14 protein-coding genes are annotated in these 14,213 nt (G+C 73.5%); 5 read left to right on the forward strand and 9 right to left on the reverse strand.

Features of this window, described 5'->3' with window-relative positions; all coding sequences use genetic code 11:
- Positions 1-87: 87 nt before the first annotated feature.
- The 3 genes from O7625_RS23740 to O7625_RS23750 form a co-directional block, all read right to left on the reverse strand.
- Positions 88-735, reverse strand: a complete 648-nt coding sequence (locus O7625_RS23740; protein ID WP_282341663.1) for an HAD family phosphatase — start codon at positions 733-735, stop codon at positions 88-90.
- A gap of 118 nt (positions 736-853) precedes the next feature.
- Positions 854-1,621: a neutral zinc metallopeptidase gene (locus tag O7625_RS23745; protein ID WP_282341664.1), complete on the reverse strand. Its 768-nt coding sequence runs from the start codon at positions 1,619-1,621 to the stop codon at positions 854-856.
- A gap of 115 nt (positions 1,622-1,736) precedes the next feature.
- Positions 1,737-1,943: a hypothetical protein gene (locus tag O7625_RS23750; protein ID WP_282341666.1), complete on the reverse strand. Its 207-nt coding sequence runs from the start codon at positions 1,941-1,943 to the stop codon at positions 1,737-1,739.
- 141 nt (positions 1,944-2,084) lie between these two features.
- Here O7625_RS23750 and O7625_RS23755 point away from each other — a divergent pair, with 141 nt between their 5' ends.
- Both O7625_RS23755 and O7625_RS23760 read left to right on the forward strand, forming a co-directional pair.
- Positions 2,085-2,486, forward strand: a complete 402-nt coding sequence (locus O7625_RS23755; RefSeq protein WP_067305695.1) for a YciI family protein — start codon at positions 2,085-2,087, stop codon at positions 2,484-2,486.
- A 9-nt stretch (positions 2,487-2,495) separates the two neighbouring features.
- Entirely contained in the window at positions 2,496-3,770 is a 1,275-nt protein-coding gene (locus O7625_RS23760; protein WP_282341669.1) for a DUF6596 domain-containing protein, read from the forward strand.
- A gap of 34 nt (positions 3,771-3,804) precedes the next feature.
- Here the strand turns inward: O7625_RS23760 and O7625_RS23765 are convergent, their stop codons facing one another.
- On the reverse strand, positions 3,805-5,337 hold the full coding sequence (locus tag O7625_RS23765; protein WP_282341670.1) for an NAD(P)-binding domain-containing protein: 1,533 nt from the start codon (positions 5,335-5,337) through the stop codon (positions 3,805-3,807).
- A 113-nt stretch (positions 5,338-5,450) separates the two neighbouring features.
- Positions 5,451-6,323 (reverse strand): endonuclease/exonuclease/phosphatase family protein, encoded by an 873-nt coding sequence (locus O7625_RS23770; RefSeq protein WP_282341671.1) that lies wholly within the window; start codon positions 6,321-6,323, stop codon positions 5,451-5,453.
- A gap of 218 nt (positions 6,324-6,541) precedes the next feature.
- Here O7625_RS23770 and O7625_RS23775 point away from each other — a divergent pair, with 218 nt between their 5' ends.
- Positions 6,542-7,564: a glycoside hydrolase family 43 protein gene (locus O7625_RS23775; RefSeq protein WP_282341672.1), complete on the forward strand. Its 1,023-nt coding sequence runs from the start codon at positions 6,542-6,544 to the stop codon at positions 7,562-7,564.
- A 92-nt stretch (positions 7,565-7,656) separates the two neighbouring features.
- Here O7625_RS23775 and O7625_RS23780 read toward each other — a convergent pair whose 3' ends face one another.
- Both O7625_RS23780 and O7625_RS23785 read right to left on the reverse strand, forming a co-directional pair.
- Positions 7,657-7,782, reverse strand: a complete 126-nt coding sequence (locus O7625_RS23780; RefSeq protein ID WP_269458971.1) for a hypothetical protein — start codon at positions 7,780-7,782, stop codon at positions 7,657-7,659.
- 185 nt (positions 7,783-7,967) lie between these two features.
- The gene (locus O7625_RS23785; protein WP_282341674.1) at positions 7,968-9,629 is read right to left on the reverse strand and encodes an LLM class flavin-dependent oxidoreductase; all 1,662 of its coding nucleotides are present in this window, start codon (positions 9,627-9,629) and stop codon (positions 7,968-7,970) included.
- 198 nt (positions 9,630-9,827) lie between these two features.
- Between O7625_RS23785 and sthA the strand changes: the two genes are divergently transcribed.
- Together sthA and O7625_RS23795 are read left to right on the forward strand one after the other, a co-directional pair.
- Entirely contained in the window at positions 9,828-11,231 is a 1,404-nt protein-coding gene (sthA, locus tag O7625_RS23790; protein ID WP_282265434.1) for a Si-specific NAD(P)(+) transhydrogenase, read from the forward strand.
- Between the two features lie 133 nt (positions 11,232-11,364).
- On the forward strand, positions 11,365-12,576 hold the full coding sequence (locus tag O7625_RS23795) for an ROK family protein (RefSeq protein WP_282341677.1): 1,212 nt from the start codon (positions 11,365-11,367) through the stop codon (positions 12,574-12,576).
- A 54-nt stretch (positions 12,577-12,630) separates the two neighbouring features.
- Here the strand turns inward: O7625_RS23795 and O7625_RS23800 are convergent, their stop codons facing one another.
- Positions 12,631-13,422, reverse strand: a complete 792-nt coding sequence (locus O7625_RS23800; RefSeq protein ID WP_282341678.1) for an MBL fold metallo-hydrolase — start codon at positions 13,420-13,422, stop codon at positions 12,631-12,633.
- A complete protein-coding gene (locus O7625_RS23805; protein ID WP_282341680.1) occupies positions 13,419-14,213 on the reverse strand; it encodes an alpha/beta hydrolase in 795 nt (264 codons plus the stop codon). Before O7625_RS23805 ends, O7625_RS23800 begins: the two co-directional genes overlap by 4 nt.

The following is a 14,213-nucleotide window of genomic DNA, read 5'->3' on the forward strand; positions in this document are numbered from 1 at the left end:
GGCGGCGCCCGGGCGGGCGGCTCAGCCGGGCGGCGACACCCGGGCAGGCGACCCACCCGGCCGGGAGGCGACACCCGGGCAGGCGGCTCAGCCGGGCGGTTCGCCGAGCAGCGCCGCCAGCAGCTCCAGGTCCGCCGCGGTGAGGCTCTCCACCTGGTGCACGCCGTCGGTCGGCGGCAACGGCACCTCCGCCGGTACCGCCAGCACCGCCGCGCCGGCGGCGAGCGCGCTGGCCACCCCGGCCGGTGAGTCCTCGATCGCCACGCACCGGCCGATCGGCACGCCCAGCAACCGGGCGGCGGTCAGGTAGGGCTCCGGGTGCGGCTTGGCCGAGTCGACCTCGTCACCGCAGACCACGGCGTCGAAGCTGCCCCGGCCGAGGGTGTCCAGCGCCACCTCGACCAGCGCCCGGCCGCTGGAGGTGACCAGCGCGGTGGGGATGCCGGCGGCGCGGACCGCCCGCAGCAGGGTCAACGCGCCCGGCCGCCAGCGCAGCCCGGTGCGGAACAGCTCCAGGATCCGGGCGTGGATCCACTCCGCGCTGACCCGGGGATCCCGCTCGGGCTGGCCGAGGTCGTCGTGGAGCAGGCGCATCGACGCGGCCATGCTGGTGCCGACCATCGCCTGCCGGGCCGCTGCGGTGAGCGTGCCGCCGTACGCGGTGGCCAGCTCGTACAGGGCGATGTCCCAGAGCTTTTCGCTGTCGACCAGGGTGCCGTCCATGTCGAAGAGCACGGCGGCGGGGGGTGGGCTGCTCAGCGGATCCTCCTGGCGTCAGGTGGTGGTCTCCGGGCGATCCTGCCAGCCCGGCCCGGACCGCCCGCCGCCGTGCCACCCGGACGTGACCTGCTCCTCAGCCGAGGTTGCAGGCGTCCAGCGACCTCTCGTAGCCGCGGAAGAACCAGTCGGTGCGCTGTTCGGCGGTGCCGTGCGACCCCTCGGCGAACCACGGCTGGTCGGGGTCGTCGCCGACGGCGAGCAGCCCCTCACGGAACTCGTCCAGGTCACCGGCGTCCAGTTTCAGGGTGCCGTCGCGGACCGAGTCGCCGAGGTACGCCCCGGCCATGCAGTCGGCCTGCAACTCCTGCTGGATGGTGAAGTCGGCGCGCAGGCCGAGCCGGACCTGGATGCCGTGGGCGTACTCGTGGCCCAGCAGGTAGAACACGAACGCGTCCCCGACCTGCCGGAACGCCGAGACCGACCAGTTGACGTCGTAGGCGATGAAGTCGCCCCGGGAGCAGTAGACCGCGTTGTTGCGGGGCAGCGGCTGCCCGGCGCAGGAGACCTCGCCCTCCCGCTGGTAGGGCACGATCCGGCGGATCGGCCGGAACTGCTCGCCGGTGGTCCGGAACCGGGCGGCCCAGTAACGTTCGGCGATGGTGACCGCGTCCTCGATGTCGCTCTTGAACTCGGCGACGCTGGTGGTGCCGTCGGCGCGGGTGGTCTGCGCCTCGGGCGACGGCGGTGCCGCCGGGCGGGAGGACTGCCGGGGGGCTGGTTCCCGGGGTGCCTCCGGGCCGCTCTCCCCCACCCCGCCGGCCGCGCAGCCGACCGCCACCACCAGCGCCGTCAGCGCGGCGACGAGCGGTCCGTGCGATCGGCGTCCCGAGCCTGCCGTCACCGTGTGCCTCCCAGGCGTCCCGGTCCTGTGGTCGGTGGTACCCCGACCGTCAGACGATCATGCCCGGCCGGCGTCCGGTTGACCATGGGCGACCCGGATCGACCCGGCCCGGCCGTCAGTGGTGCGGCCGACCACGCTGGATCGTCCCGCCCTGGGCGAGGTGCCGCTCCGCCTCGTACCGCTGCTGTCGGGCCTGGGCTTCCTGCCCGGCGGCGCGGCCCCCGGCCCCGGTGGCGCGGGCGCGGTCGCGCCAGGCGACCCAGCCGACAGTGCCCACCGTCACCAGTGCCGCCACCCCGAGCACCAGCCACATCGTCATCATACGGACACGATACGTAGTCGCCGCCGACCCCGGCGTCCCCGGCTGGTCGACGGTTAGCCTCGGGGACGGTGTCCGGATCGGTCCGGCGGCACCGACGTCTCTGATGTCCGGCCGGGCCACGGCCGGTCGAGAGGAGAGACCATGAAATACATGATCATGTTGTACGGCTCGCAGCGCGACTACGACGCGATGGCCGGGCGGCCCGGCGCGCAGCCGCCGATGTCGCCGGAGCAGGTCGCCGCGATGCACGCCCACATGGCGGCGGTGCACCAGGAGCTGGCCGAGTCCGGCGAGCTGGTCGACGGGCAGGGACTGACCGCGCCGGTGCACGCCCGTCGGGTGCGGCTGCGGCAGGGCTCCCCGGTGGTCACCGACGGGCCGTACCCGGAGACGCAGGAGGTGCTGGCCGGCTTCACCATCGTCGACTGCGCCAGCTTCGACCGGGCGACCCAGATCGCCGCCCGGTTCGTCGACCCGGACGCCGAGGGCGGGTACGTGGACGTACGACCGGTCGCCGACGGCATCGACGACCTGGACGGCTGAGCCGGCACCGTGCGCCCACCCGCCGTCGAGGACCTGCTGCGCGTGCTCGCGCCGCAGGTCCTCGGCGCGCTCGTCCGCCGGTACGGCCACTTCGACACCGCCGAGGACGCCGTCCAGGAGGCGCTGCTGGCCGCCGCGACGCGCTGGCCGGTCGACGGCCTGCCGGAGAGCCCCCGGGGCTGGCTGGTCACCGTGGCCGCCCGCCGGCTGACCGACCTGCTCCGCAGTGAGCAGGCCCGCCGCCGACGGGAGGACGACGCGGGGCGGGCGGTGCCGGCCGGGCGGTGGCTCGCCCCGGCGGCCGACCATCCGGAGCCGGGCGACGACAGCCTGGTCCTGCTGTTCCTGTGCTGTCATCCGGCGCTGCCGCCGGCCGCCCAGATCGCGTTGACCCTGCGGGCCGTCGGCGGGTTGACCACCGGCGAGGTGGCCCGGGCGTTCCTGGTGCCCGAGAGCACGATGGCCCGCCGGATCACCCGCGCCAAGCAGCGCGTCCGGGACAGCGGGTTGCCGTTCGCGCTGCCCGACGCCGCCACCCGCGAGGCCCGGCTCGACGCCGTCCGGCAGGTGCTCTACCTGATCTTCAACGAGGGGTACGCCAGCACCGCCGGCACGCATCTGCGCCGGGTGGACCTGTCCACCGAGGCGATCCGGCTGACCCGGATGCTGCACCGGCTGCTCCCGGCCGACCCGGAGGTCACCGGGCTGCTGGCGTTGATGCTGCTCACCGACGCCCGGGGGCCGGCCCGGGTCGGCCCGGCCGGCGAGCTGGTGCCGATGGCCGAGCAGGACCGCCGCCGGTGGCGGGCCGACCAGATCGCCGAGGGGTTGGCCCTGGTCAGCGCGGTGCTGCCCCGCGGCGACGTCGGGCCGTACCAGCTCCAGGCGGCCATCGCGGCGGTGCACGACGAGGCACCGAGCGCCGGGGAGACCGACTGGGCGCAGATCGTCGCCCTCTACGAGGTGCTGATGCGGATCGCGGACAACCCGGTGGTGGCCCTCAACCACGCGGTGGCGGTGGCGATGGCCCGGGGCCCCGGGGCCGGGCTGCGCCTGCTCGACGCCCTGGCGGCCGACCAGCGGATCGCCGACGACCCGAGGTGGTACGCCGCCCGCGCCCACCTGCTGGAGCGGTCCGGGGATCCGGTCGGTGCGCGGGAGGCGTACGAACACGCGGCCCGACGGTCGATGAACCTCCCCCGCCAGCGTTACCTGTACGGCCGGGCGGCCCGCCTGCCCGAGCCGTCGACCGCCGGTGCCGCACCCGACCCGGGCGGCGGCTGAGCGCGGGTGCGGCGCGGCCGGACCGCCCGACCCGTCACGATCCGCCGTTGAGCTCCGCCATCAGGAACTCCACCAGCGGCTGGACGTGGCGGTCCGGTCGCCGCCACTCGGCCGACAGGTCCTCCGGCAGGTGCTGTTCGGCCAGCAGCTCCCCGTGGCGGTACCGCCGGAGCACCGGGTGCAGGGCGGCGGTCACCCGGCCCGGGGCCGGGGGCCGGTCGACGGCGGGGGCGTCGCCGTGGTCGTCGCGGCCCCAGCGCAGGGTGAGGGTGTAGCAGTGGGCGGCGTCGGCGAACCGGGCGAGCGCGTAGTCCTCGGGGAGGTCCTCGTAGTGCCGGAAGTCACCGGTGGCCCCGTCGCGGACGAGGACGTCGCCGAGGTACTCGAACTGGGTCCACAGCGCCGAGCTCCCGTTCACCCGGTCGAGCATCAGCTTCGCCAGCGACGCCGGCTCGCCCGGCGTCGTCGCGACGGGCATCGGCACGTCGTCGTAGCGTTCCCGCAGGATCCGGGTGAGGGTGCGCAGGTTGTAGCGGAACCCGTCGATGAAGGGCGAGGAGGCGTGCCGCAGGTCCCGCGCCTGGGCGACGGTGCCGGCGAAGTACAGGTCGTCGACGTTGCTCGACTGCCAGTCGGGGCGCAGCGCGGGGATCCGGCCGTCGTCCACCAGCTCGGGTCGGCACCCGGCGTCGAACACGGTGGTGTCCATCCGGAAGCCGGTGCAGCGCAGCACCACGTGGTAGTCCAGTTCGGCGGTCCCACCGCCGGCGTGGGTGACCCGGACCCGGAAACCCCCGTCGACCGGCCGGATCCGGTCGACGGTGCCGTCGAGCACGGTGTGCGGGGTGCCGGACCGGTGGCTGTCGAGGATCGCCCCGTGCCGGCCCCGGACGTCACCGGGGTGCCCGGTCTGCCAGGCCAGCCGTACCGGCCGCCGGCTGGCCAGGTGCACCGTGGCCGCGCTGCCGAGGAGGGCCGAGGCGGTCTCGAACGCCGCGTTGCCCTTACCGATGATCAGCACCCGCCGGCCGGCGTACCGGTCGGGGTCGACCTCCATCTCCTCGTACCCGGTGGCGTGCTCGACGCCCGGGATGTCCGGCACGAACGGTCGGCCCCATCCGGTGGCCACCACGAGGCAGCGCGCCCGGACGCCGCCCCGGTCGGTGCGGACGCTGAACCCGTCGTCCTCCCGGGTGATCCGTTCGACAGTGGTGCCGTAGCGGACCCGGAGCTGGTGGACCCGCTGGAACTCGGCGAGGTAGCGCACCAGGTCGTCGGCGGACGGCTGGTAGTCCCGGCTGAAGTTCGCGAACAGCAGGTCCGGGGAGTCGTTGAGCAGCGAGTTGCCGTCCCACCGCAGCCGGGTCTCCGGATCGGCGCTGGCGGTGTGCACCGTGTTGGTCGAGTTCAGGCGGCGGTGGCGCGGGAACCGCCGGAAGAAGCCCCCCGGCTCGGCCCCACGTTCGAACGTCACGTAGTCGGCGCCCTGCTGCTGGAGGTGGTAGCTCAGCTGCAGGCCGGCGGGCCCGGCTCCGACGATGACGTACGTGTGCGCGGTGTCGACCATCAGGCGAACCCTTCGACGCGGGGACGGTTCCCCCGACGATGAAGTCGATCACGATAGGTGTCAATGGTCGACGGTCGACAAAGGAGCCGCCGGGGAGGCCGCGGGGCGGGTGGCTACGACGAGATGGTGAACGCCGCCACCACGCCGTTGTGGTCGGAGTTGGTGCCGCCGACGATGCTGTAGTCGGTCATCCACATCTCGCGGTGTTCCTCGACGCGCTTCCAGAAGTAGATGTAGTCGATGTGCCGGTTGCCGTGCGTCCCGTTCCCCTTCTCGCCGTAGAGGTTGTAACAGGACCGCAGGTTCGGCAGCTCGTTGGCCTCGAAGACCTTCCAGGGGAACTTCTGGTACCCGTACGCCCGGTCGGCGCTGAAGTCGACGTTCAGGTCGCCGCTGACGATGACCTGGCCGGAGTCCTTCTTGGCCGCCGCCAGGTTCTTCAGGGCCTGGAACTGCTCCTCGGCGCAGGCGGTGCGGGGCAGGTCCTCGGGCCGCCCGTTGTTCTCGATGCTCGCGTTGGCGTGCGCGTTGAGGTGGTAGACGCTGCGCCCGGTCGCCTTGTGCCGGTAGCGGACCCAGTTGTTGTAGCGGGCCGGCGGCACCTCGCCCGGCCCGTTGGTGTCGCAGACGAAGTTCGACCCCTTGTCCAGCACGTCGAACATGCTCTTCTTGGCCAGCAGCGCCTCGTTGGCCGCCTGCGTCGGCTCGGGCGCGTACAGCCACCAGCCGTTCTCCGCCGCCCAGTCCTTCAGGTACGCCTTGCGGTTGCCGACCTCGTTGAGCCCGACCAGGTCCGCCTTCGCGGTGATCAGCTCCAGGTCGTGGACGAAGTCGGCCTGGTTCAGCTCGTTGAGGATGTTCAGGGTCGCCGCCTGGAAGGTGGAGTTCGCGGCGGCCGGAGTGGCCGGCACCAGGCTCACCAGCAGCACCGCCGCGCCGACGAGGGCACCCACCCTGCGCGCCGACCAGAGTTTTCCGCGTGACATGGCAGCCCTCTCCCGATCACCGACGACGGCGCGGCACGACCCGGCCGTGAAGAATTTTATCTTGCTCAAGGGAGGCACGGTAGCTTACTTTCAACCCCTGAACAACGGCACCACATTGTCGGTAACCAATTGCTGATCATGTTCGGCGACGTCCGGCGGGCACGGTCGGCGGCGACCTCGCCGGCCTGCCCGTCCGCCTGTCACGCCAGGGAGGCCCCATGCATCCACGAAGGACCTGGCGACCGGCGCTGGTCGCCGTCGCGGTGGCGCTCGCCGCCGGCACCGCCGCCGCGCCCGCCGCCGCGGCCACCCCGCAACCGGTGTACGCCCCCTCGGGCGGGATCGCCGATCCCGGCGTGGTGCGGCACAACGACACCTTCGTCGTGTTCGCCACCGGCACCCGCGCCCCGGCCCACCGGGGTGAGACCGCCTCCGGTCCGTGGACCGCCCTCGACACGACCCTCGGTTCCGTCCCGGACTGGGCCGAGAACGGCGCGGTGTGGGCACCCGACGCGGTCCGTACCGCCACCGGCTGGGTGCTCTACTACTCGTTGCCCGCCAAGGGCAAGAACGGGCAGCGGTGCATCGGGGCCGCCACCTCCGACACCGTCGACGGGCCGTACGCGCCGGTGGGCGCCGCGCCGCTGATCTGCCCGGGTGGCGCGCACGGCGCGGACGACGTGGTGGCGGGGCGGCCGGTCGCCGCCGCCGGCGTGATCGACCCGTCCCCGTTCGAGGACGCCGACGGCAAGCGGTTCGTGCTCTACAAGACGCAGCAGACCCCGTCGTCGATCCGGATGCTGCGGCTCGACGACACGGGCACCCGCTGGGTCGGCAACGCCAGCGGCGAACTGGTCCGCAACAGCGGCATCATCGAGAACCCGGTGCTGCGCCAGCGGGGTTCCACGTACGTGCTGTTCGCCTCCCGGTACGGCTACGACAACTGCAGCTACGCCACCGTCTACCTCACCTCCACCGACCGGTGGAACTTCCAGGGCAAGACCGAGCACTCCCTGCTCACCACCGCCGGCACCGGGATCTGCGGCCCGGGAGGTGCGGATCTCGTCCCGGCCCTGGTCGACGACGAGCAGCGGCTCTTCCTGCACGGATGGGTCTGCGCCGGCACCACCCCCTGCCGGCAGCGGGCCGACGGTTCACTGCCGGCCGACGCCCGCCGGGCGCTGTACGCGGCGATCTTCCGCTGGGACGGCGCGACGCCCCGCGTCGGCGCGCTCCTCTGACCTGCCCGGGTGGCGGGCCTCCCCGCCCCGCCGGTGCGCAGGGTCGCGCTGCCGGCGGGGATGCACGGTGCCCACCGGTCGTCGTGGTCGGGTCAGTCGTCGCGCCGGCGGTCGGCCCGGGCCACCACCACGGCGGTGGTGAGGCTGAGTGCCGCCGCGCCCAGTTGCAGCAGGCCGTCGAGCAGGTCGACGAGATCGGCGAGAGAGGTGGAATCCACTGTGGCCTCCGGGGGTCGGTGTCCCCCGCCGTCCGCGCGGTGCGGAGGCGGCCCCCCGGGCCCGGTGATGAACTCCACGGGCGCCACCGCAATTATGGCACGGTACGCCGAACGCCGGCACACTCCGACCGCTCCGGCTCGTCACCCGTGGACCGGGCCGGGCCGGGTTCGACCAGCCGGGCCGGTCAGAGCTGGCCGGGGTAGAAGCCGTACCGGGCCAGGGGTTCCACGATGCTCTGTTCCTCGTAGGACAGGTGGGACAGCATAGTGTCGGTGAGCACGTCCACCGCCTGCTGGAGGCCGGCCAGCCGCGCCGGGTCGCCGATCAGCGCGACCAGCGCCCGGTCGACGCCCTCGACGACCTCGTGGATGACGACGTGTTCCTGCTCCAGCCGGTCGATCACCGGGACCAGCCCCGGATCGGCCCGCCGCAGGTGCGGGAAGATCGCGTCGTCCTCCAGCCCGTGGTGCTGGGTGACCAGCGTGCAGTAGGCGGCGCAGTACGCCCCCAGCGTCCAGTTGTTCTGCCGCAGGGTCAGCTGGTTGAGCACGCCCCGGGCGTCCCCGGCGGAGACCACCCCCCGGCGGACCTGGTCGAGCAGGTCGCGGATCTCACTCAGCTCCCGACGCAGGTTGTCGTGCACGTCGACCAGGTGCCCGCCGACGGCCTGGGCCCGCGGGGAGTAGACGTGCCCGGCCGGGGCGGGCGGGGCGACCGGCCGGGTCGACTCGTCCCAGAGCCGATGGTCGCTGTGCCGTACCTGCGGGGCGGGGGTGGGGGTGACCGCCAGTCCGGTCGCGCCCCCGGCCCGGACGACCTCCCGTGCCCGCCCACCCGCCGGCCCGTCGGAGCGCACCACCGGCGAACCCGTGCCCGACCCGGCCCGGACGCCCCCGTCCGGGCCGACCCGGGCGGTCGACCCGGACCCCGCCGGACCGGGACCGGCCGTCGCGCTCCGCTCGGCGGCGACCAGCTCGCGGACGGCGGGGGCGACCTCCTGGGCGAACACCTGGAGGCTGGTCGGGTCGTCGGCGCCGAGGACGAACCCGGAGGTGCCGTGGGCCAGCACCAGGTCGGTCAGCTCCCGCACCCACTGCTGCGGCGGCCCGTCGAGGAAACCCGCGCCGGTACGGGTGAACCGGCCGGAGACGTTCAGCAACCGCCGCACCTCGGCGGGATCCCGTCCGGCCGCCGCCGCGCCCTCGTCGACCAGCGCGGTGAGGCCGGCCAGCCCCGCCGGCCCCTGGGGCAGGTACGACAGCGACGGCAACCAGCCGTCCGCCGTCCGCCCGACCAGCCGCAACAACCTCGGCTTGTACGCGCCGATCCAGATCCCGACCGGGTGCGCCGGGGCGGGACCGCGCTTCGCGCCCAGCACCCGGTAGTGCTCGCCGTCGACCCGCACCCCGCCCCGCCGGTCGGCGGCCCACACCTCCCGGACGATCCGGATCGCCTCGTCGAGGGCGTCCACCGACTGGCCGGGGGTGAGCCGTCGGCCCCCGTTGGCCTCGATGGCGTCCCAGAACGCGCCCGTACCGAGGCCGAGTTCGACCCGGCCGCCGCTGAGCAGGTCCAGGCTGGCGACGCTGCGGGCCAGCACCACCGGCTGCCGCAGCGGCAGGTTGAGCACGTTGCCGGCCAGCCGGATCCGGCTGGTCGCCGCCGCCAGGTAGGACATCAGCGTCCAGGTGTCGAGGAAACCCGGCTGGTAGGGGTGGTCCTGGAAGGTGACCAGATCCAGACCCACCTGCTCGCAGAACCTGGCCCGGGCGACGACCTGCTCCGGCTGCCGGGCGTCGGGGGTGAGGAAGGCGCCGAACAGCAACTCGTGTCCGTAGTCGGTCATGACGCTGCCGTCACCTGTCCCCTCGTCGCGTCCCGGGTCGCCCGTCGGCGCGTCCCACCCGGGGCGCGACCACGGCCGGGTGGGCCGGGGCGACCCTGCCAACGTAGCGCCGGCCGGCGGCACCGCACCGGGCAACGGCGGTCCCGGCGGGACGACCACGACTGGCGGATCTTGCGCCTGCTTGCGAGGCTAGGAGCCGTGTATGACTACGACCTGTTGGTGCTGGGCTCCGGGCCCAGCGGTCAGAAGGCGGCCATCGCCGCCGCGAAGCTCGGTAGGCGGGTCGGCATCGTGGACCGCCGCGACATGATCGGTGGGGTGTGCATCAACACCGGCACCGTCCCCTCCAAGACGCTCCGCGAGGCCGTGCTCTACCTGACCGGCCTCAGTCAGCGGGACCTGTACGGCAGCAGCTACCGGGTCAAGGAGGAGATCACGGTCGGCGACCTGGCCGCCCGGACGCAACACGTGATCAACCGGCAGACCGACGTCATCCGCAACCAGCTGGCCCGTAACCGGGTCGCGCTGATCACCGGCACCGGCCGGTTCGCCGACCCGCACTCGATCTGGGTGGACGGCGGCTCCGGGCACGAGTCGAAGATCACTTTCGACAAGATCGTCATCGCGGCGGGCACCCGTCCGGCCCGGCCGGACAGCGTCGACTTCGACGACCGCACGATCGTCGACTCCGACGGGGTGATCAACCTCCAGGCGGTGCCGCGCAGCATGGTGGTGGTCGGCGCGGGCGTGATCGGCATGGAGTACGCCTCCATGTTCGCCGCGCTCGGCACCAAGGTGACAGTGGTGGAACGCCGTGACGCGATGCTCGACTTCTGTGACGAGGAGATCGTCGAGTCACTCAAGTACCACCTGCGTGACCTGTCGGTGACGTTCCGCTTCGGCGAGGAGGTCGCCGCGGTGGAGAAGCACCAGACGGCGGCGCTGTGCATCCTCAAGAGCGGTAAGAAGATCGTCGCCGACACGGTCATGTACTCCGCCGGCCGGCAGGGACAGACCGACAACCTCGCCCTCGACGCGGCCGGGCTGGAGGCCGACAAGCGCGGCCGGATCGCGGTGGACGAGCACTACCGCACCAGCGTGGAGCACATCTACGCGGTGGGTGACGTGATCGGCTTCCCGGCGCTGGCGTCCACCTCGATGGAGCAAGGCCGGATGGCGGCGCTACACGCGTGCGGGGAGCCGGTACGCGAACTCCAGGAGCTGCAGCCGATTGGCATCTACACGATCCCGGAGATCAGCTTCGTCGGGAAGACCGAGGACGAGCTGACCAACAGCGCGACCCCGTTCGAGGTCGGCATCGCCCGCTACCGCGAACTGGCCCGGGGGCAGATCGTCGGCGACTCGTACGGCATGTTGAAGCTGCTCGTCTCCCCGCAGGACGGTCGGCTGCTCGGCGTACACGTGTTCGGCACCGGCGCGACCGAGATCGTCCACATCGGGCAGACGGTGATGGGCTGCGGTGGGACGGTCGACTACCTGATCGACACGGTGTTCAACTACCCGACGCTGTCCGAGGCGTACAAGGTCGCCGCCCTGGACGCGGCCAACAAGATCCGCAACATCACCCGGATCGACGGCTGACCGCTCCCCCGGCCCGAGGCCGCGCGCCGCGACCGGCACGCGGCCCCGGGCCGGGGCGCGAGGTGACCCACCGGGGCACCGGCAACTACGCTCGACGGGCCGTCAGCCACCGATCGACAGGGTCCGTCTCGTGATGCCGAAGAGTCCGACCGTGGACGGGCAGCCGCCGGGGGACAGCCGCCGCCGGAGCCTGGGGGCGCTGCTGCGGCGGGTGCACCTCGGCGGGCCGGTGTCCCGCGCCGGGCTGGCCGAGTGGCTGGGCGTCAACCGCAGCACCGTCCTGGCGCTCACCTCGGAGCTGGTCGCGGCCGGGCTGGTGCGCGAGGGCTTCCCCGAGCTGACCGGCCGGGCCGGGCGACCGTCCCTGGTGGTCCGGCCGGCGTCCGACCGGGTGTACGTGCTCGCCTTCGACATCGCGGTGGACCGGCTGGTGGCCGCCCGGGTGGGGTTGGGCGGGGAGATCCAGGACCGCCGGGAGGCGCACCGGACCCGGGCGGGGGTCGACCTGGAGACCGTGGTGGGGGTGCTGGCCGACCTGGGGCGTCAGCTGCACCGGTCGGCGGCCGAGGGGGCGGTCTGCGCGGGGGTCGGCGCGTCGTACTGCGGGATGATCCGGCCCGGCGACGGGATGGTGCGGTTCGGCCCGGACCTGGGCTGGGTGGACCAGGCGTTCGGCGCGGAACTGGAGCGTCGGCTCGATCTCGGCCTGCCGGTGCTGGTCGGCAACGAGGCGCACCTGGGCGCGCTGGCCGAGCACCAGCGCGGCGTGGGCGTCGGGGTGCGGAACCTGGTCTACCTGCACGGCGACGTCGGGGTCGGTGGCGGGATCATCGTGGGCGGCGAACTGCTCGGCGGTGACGGCGGGTACGGCTCCGAGGTGGGCCACATGCTGGTCAACCCGTACGACGGCAGGCCCTGCGGGTGCGGCTCACGCGGCTGCATGGAGGCGGAGGTCGGCGAGCGGGCGCTGCTCGACGCCGCCGGTCGGCCCGCCGACCTGATCGGCCGGGACGCGGTCCGCGAGGTGGTCGAGGCGGCCGGTCGCGGCGAGCCGGCGGCCCGCGACGCGCTGCGGACCGTCGGCGACTGGCTGGGCATCGGGGTGGCGAACGTGATCAACCTGTTCAACCCCGGCATGGTGGTCTTCGGCGGCGTGCTGCGCGAGGTGTACCGGGGCGCGGCCCCCCACGTCCAGCGGAGGATCGCCGCCAACGTCCTGCCGGTCTCCCGGACCCGGGCCCAACTACGGGTCTGCGCCCTCGGCGACGACGCCACCCTGGTCGGCGCGGCGGAACTCGGCTTCGCCCGGCTGCTCGCCGACCCGCTGGGCGTCCGGGTCGGCTGAACACCCCGGCCGCTCGGCCCGGCGCCGGCCGGGGTGCCGGCGCCGGGGTTCCGATCAGACCCGCAGGCTGGTGGCCTCGCCCGGGGTCAACCAGCGCAGGCTGCGCCGGACCGCCTCCGGTGCGGCGTCGAACGCGGCCTCGACGGCCGGTCGTCCCTCGGTGAAATGGCCCCAGCCCTCGTAGTGCACCGGCAGCACCGTGTGCGCCCCCACCAGGGTGCACAGTTCGACGCCCTCGGTGGCGCTCATGGTGTAACGCAGCGGCCCGGTCAGCCCGAACCGCACCGCGCCCAGGTGCAGCACCATGGTGCCGACGGTGAACCGCTCGGCCACCTGCCGTACCCCCCGGTACAGCACCGTGTCCCCGGTGAACCAGAGGGCACCGTGCCGCTGCCCCGGCCACCGCAGCACGAAACCGGTCACCTCACCGGCCACCGGGCGGCTCAGCGGCGGCCCGTGCCGGCACGGGGTCGCGGTCACCTCGATGGTCGGCCGGCCTGGCGCGGCGAGTTCGGTGCTGTCCCACGCCCGTAGTCCGCTGGCCGGTCCGCCGAGGCGGCGGGCACCGGCGACGGTGGTGACGACCCGGCCGACCGAGGGCAGCAGCGCCCGCCCGGCGTCGTCGAGGTTGTCGCCGTGGTGGTCGTGGGTCAGCAGCACCGCGTCGAGGTGGCCCAGGGAGTCCACCGGGACGGCCGGGCCGGTCAGCTTGCGGGACGCGGTGCCCCAGCCGAACCGGTAGGTCCGGCCGGGGACGTCGAACGTCGGGTCGGTCAGGATCCGCCAGCCGGCCACCTCGACCAGCGTCGTCGGCCCGCCGACATGGGTGATCCGCAGTTCGGTCACCGGGCGTGCCGCAGCGCCCAGTCGAGCACCTCGTCGGCGATCTTCTCCCAGCCCTGCTGCGCCGGCAGCAGGTGGGCGTAACCCTCGTACTCCCGGCGTTCGGTGACGGTCTGCGACCGGTAGTGCCGGGCGTTCGACTCCTGGACCGCCGGCGGCATGATGTGGTCCTCCGAGCCGGAGACGAACAGCAGCGGCGCGCGGTCGTCGTTGTGGTAGTCGACCCAGGTGTCCTGGTGACCGGGCTGGAAGTTGGCCAGCACGCTGCCCCAGAGGATGCCGCCGTTGGCCGGGATGGCGTACCGCCGCCACAGCGCCCGGCCCTCCTCCTCGCTGAAGGTGTTGGTGAAGGCGTACTGCCACTGCTCGAACGTCAGCGGCACCGCCCGGTGCCGGTTCGCCGGGCTCTTGAGCACCGGGAACGTCGACTTCACCTGGGACAGGGGCACCACCCGGACACCCTCGGTGGGTGCCGAGTTCATCGCCACCCCGGCCGCGCCGAAGCCGTGGTCGAGCAGGATCTGGGTGAACGCGCCACCGGCGGAGTGCCCGATGATGATCGGCCGGGTGGGCAGCTCCCGGATGATGCTCTCGTAGTGGTCGATGATCTGCGGCACGGTGGAGCGCAGGATCGGCGTCGGATCCGCGTTGAGCGCCTCGACCTCCACCTCGTAGCCGGGGTACGCGGGGGCGAGGACCCGGAAGCCGCGGGCCTCGTAGTGGCGGATCCAGTGCTCCCAGCTGCGCGGGGTGACCCAGAAGCCGTGCACGAGCACGATGGTGTCGGGTGCCAT

It is taken from the genome of Micromonospora sp. WMMD714 (genome assembly GCF_029581315.1).
Taxonomy (GTDB): Bacteria; Actinomycetota; Actinomycetes; order Mycobacteriales; family Micromonosporaceae; genus Micromonospora; species Micromonospora rifamycinica.

Bases quoted from the DNA above. Each gene is read 5' to 3' on its own strand.
- O7625_RS23795 (WP_282341677.1), top strand. From the start codon at position 11,365: ATGCCGAAGAGTCCGACCGTGGACGGGCAGCCGCCGGGGGACAGCCGC.
- O7625_RS23785 (WP_282341674.1), bottom strand. From the start codon at position 9,629: ATGACCGACTACGGACACGAGTTGCTGTTCGGCGCCTTCCTCACCCCC.
- O7625_RS23750 (WP_282341666.1), bottom strand. From the start codon at position 1,943: ATGATGACGATGTGGCTGGTGCTCGGGGTGGCGGCACTGGTGACGGTG.
- O7625_RS23775 (WP_282341672.1), top strand. From the start codon at position 6,542: ATGCATCCACGAAGGACCTGGCGACCGGCGCTGGTCGCCGTCGCGGTG.
- O7625_RS23805 (WP_282341680.1), bottom strand. From the start codon at position 14,213: ATGGCACCCGACACCATCGTGCTCGTGCACGGCTTCTGGGTCACCCCG.
- O7625_RS23770 (WP_282341671.1), bottom strand. From the start codon at position 6,323: ATGTCACGCGGAAAACTCTGGTCGGCGCGCAGGGTGGGTGCCCTCGTC.
- O7625_RS23755 (WP_067305695.1), top strand. From the start codon at position 2,085: ATGAAATACATGATCATGTTGTACGGCTCGCAGCGCGACTACGACGCG.
- O7625_RS23765 (WP_282341670.1), bottom strand. From the start codon at position 5,337: ATGGTCGACACCGCGCACACGTACGTCATCGTCGGAGCCGGGCCCGCC.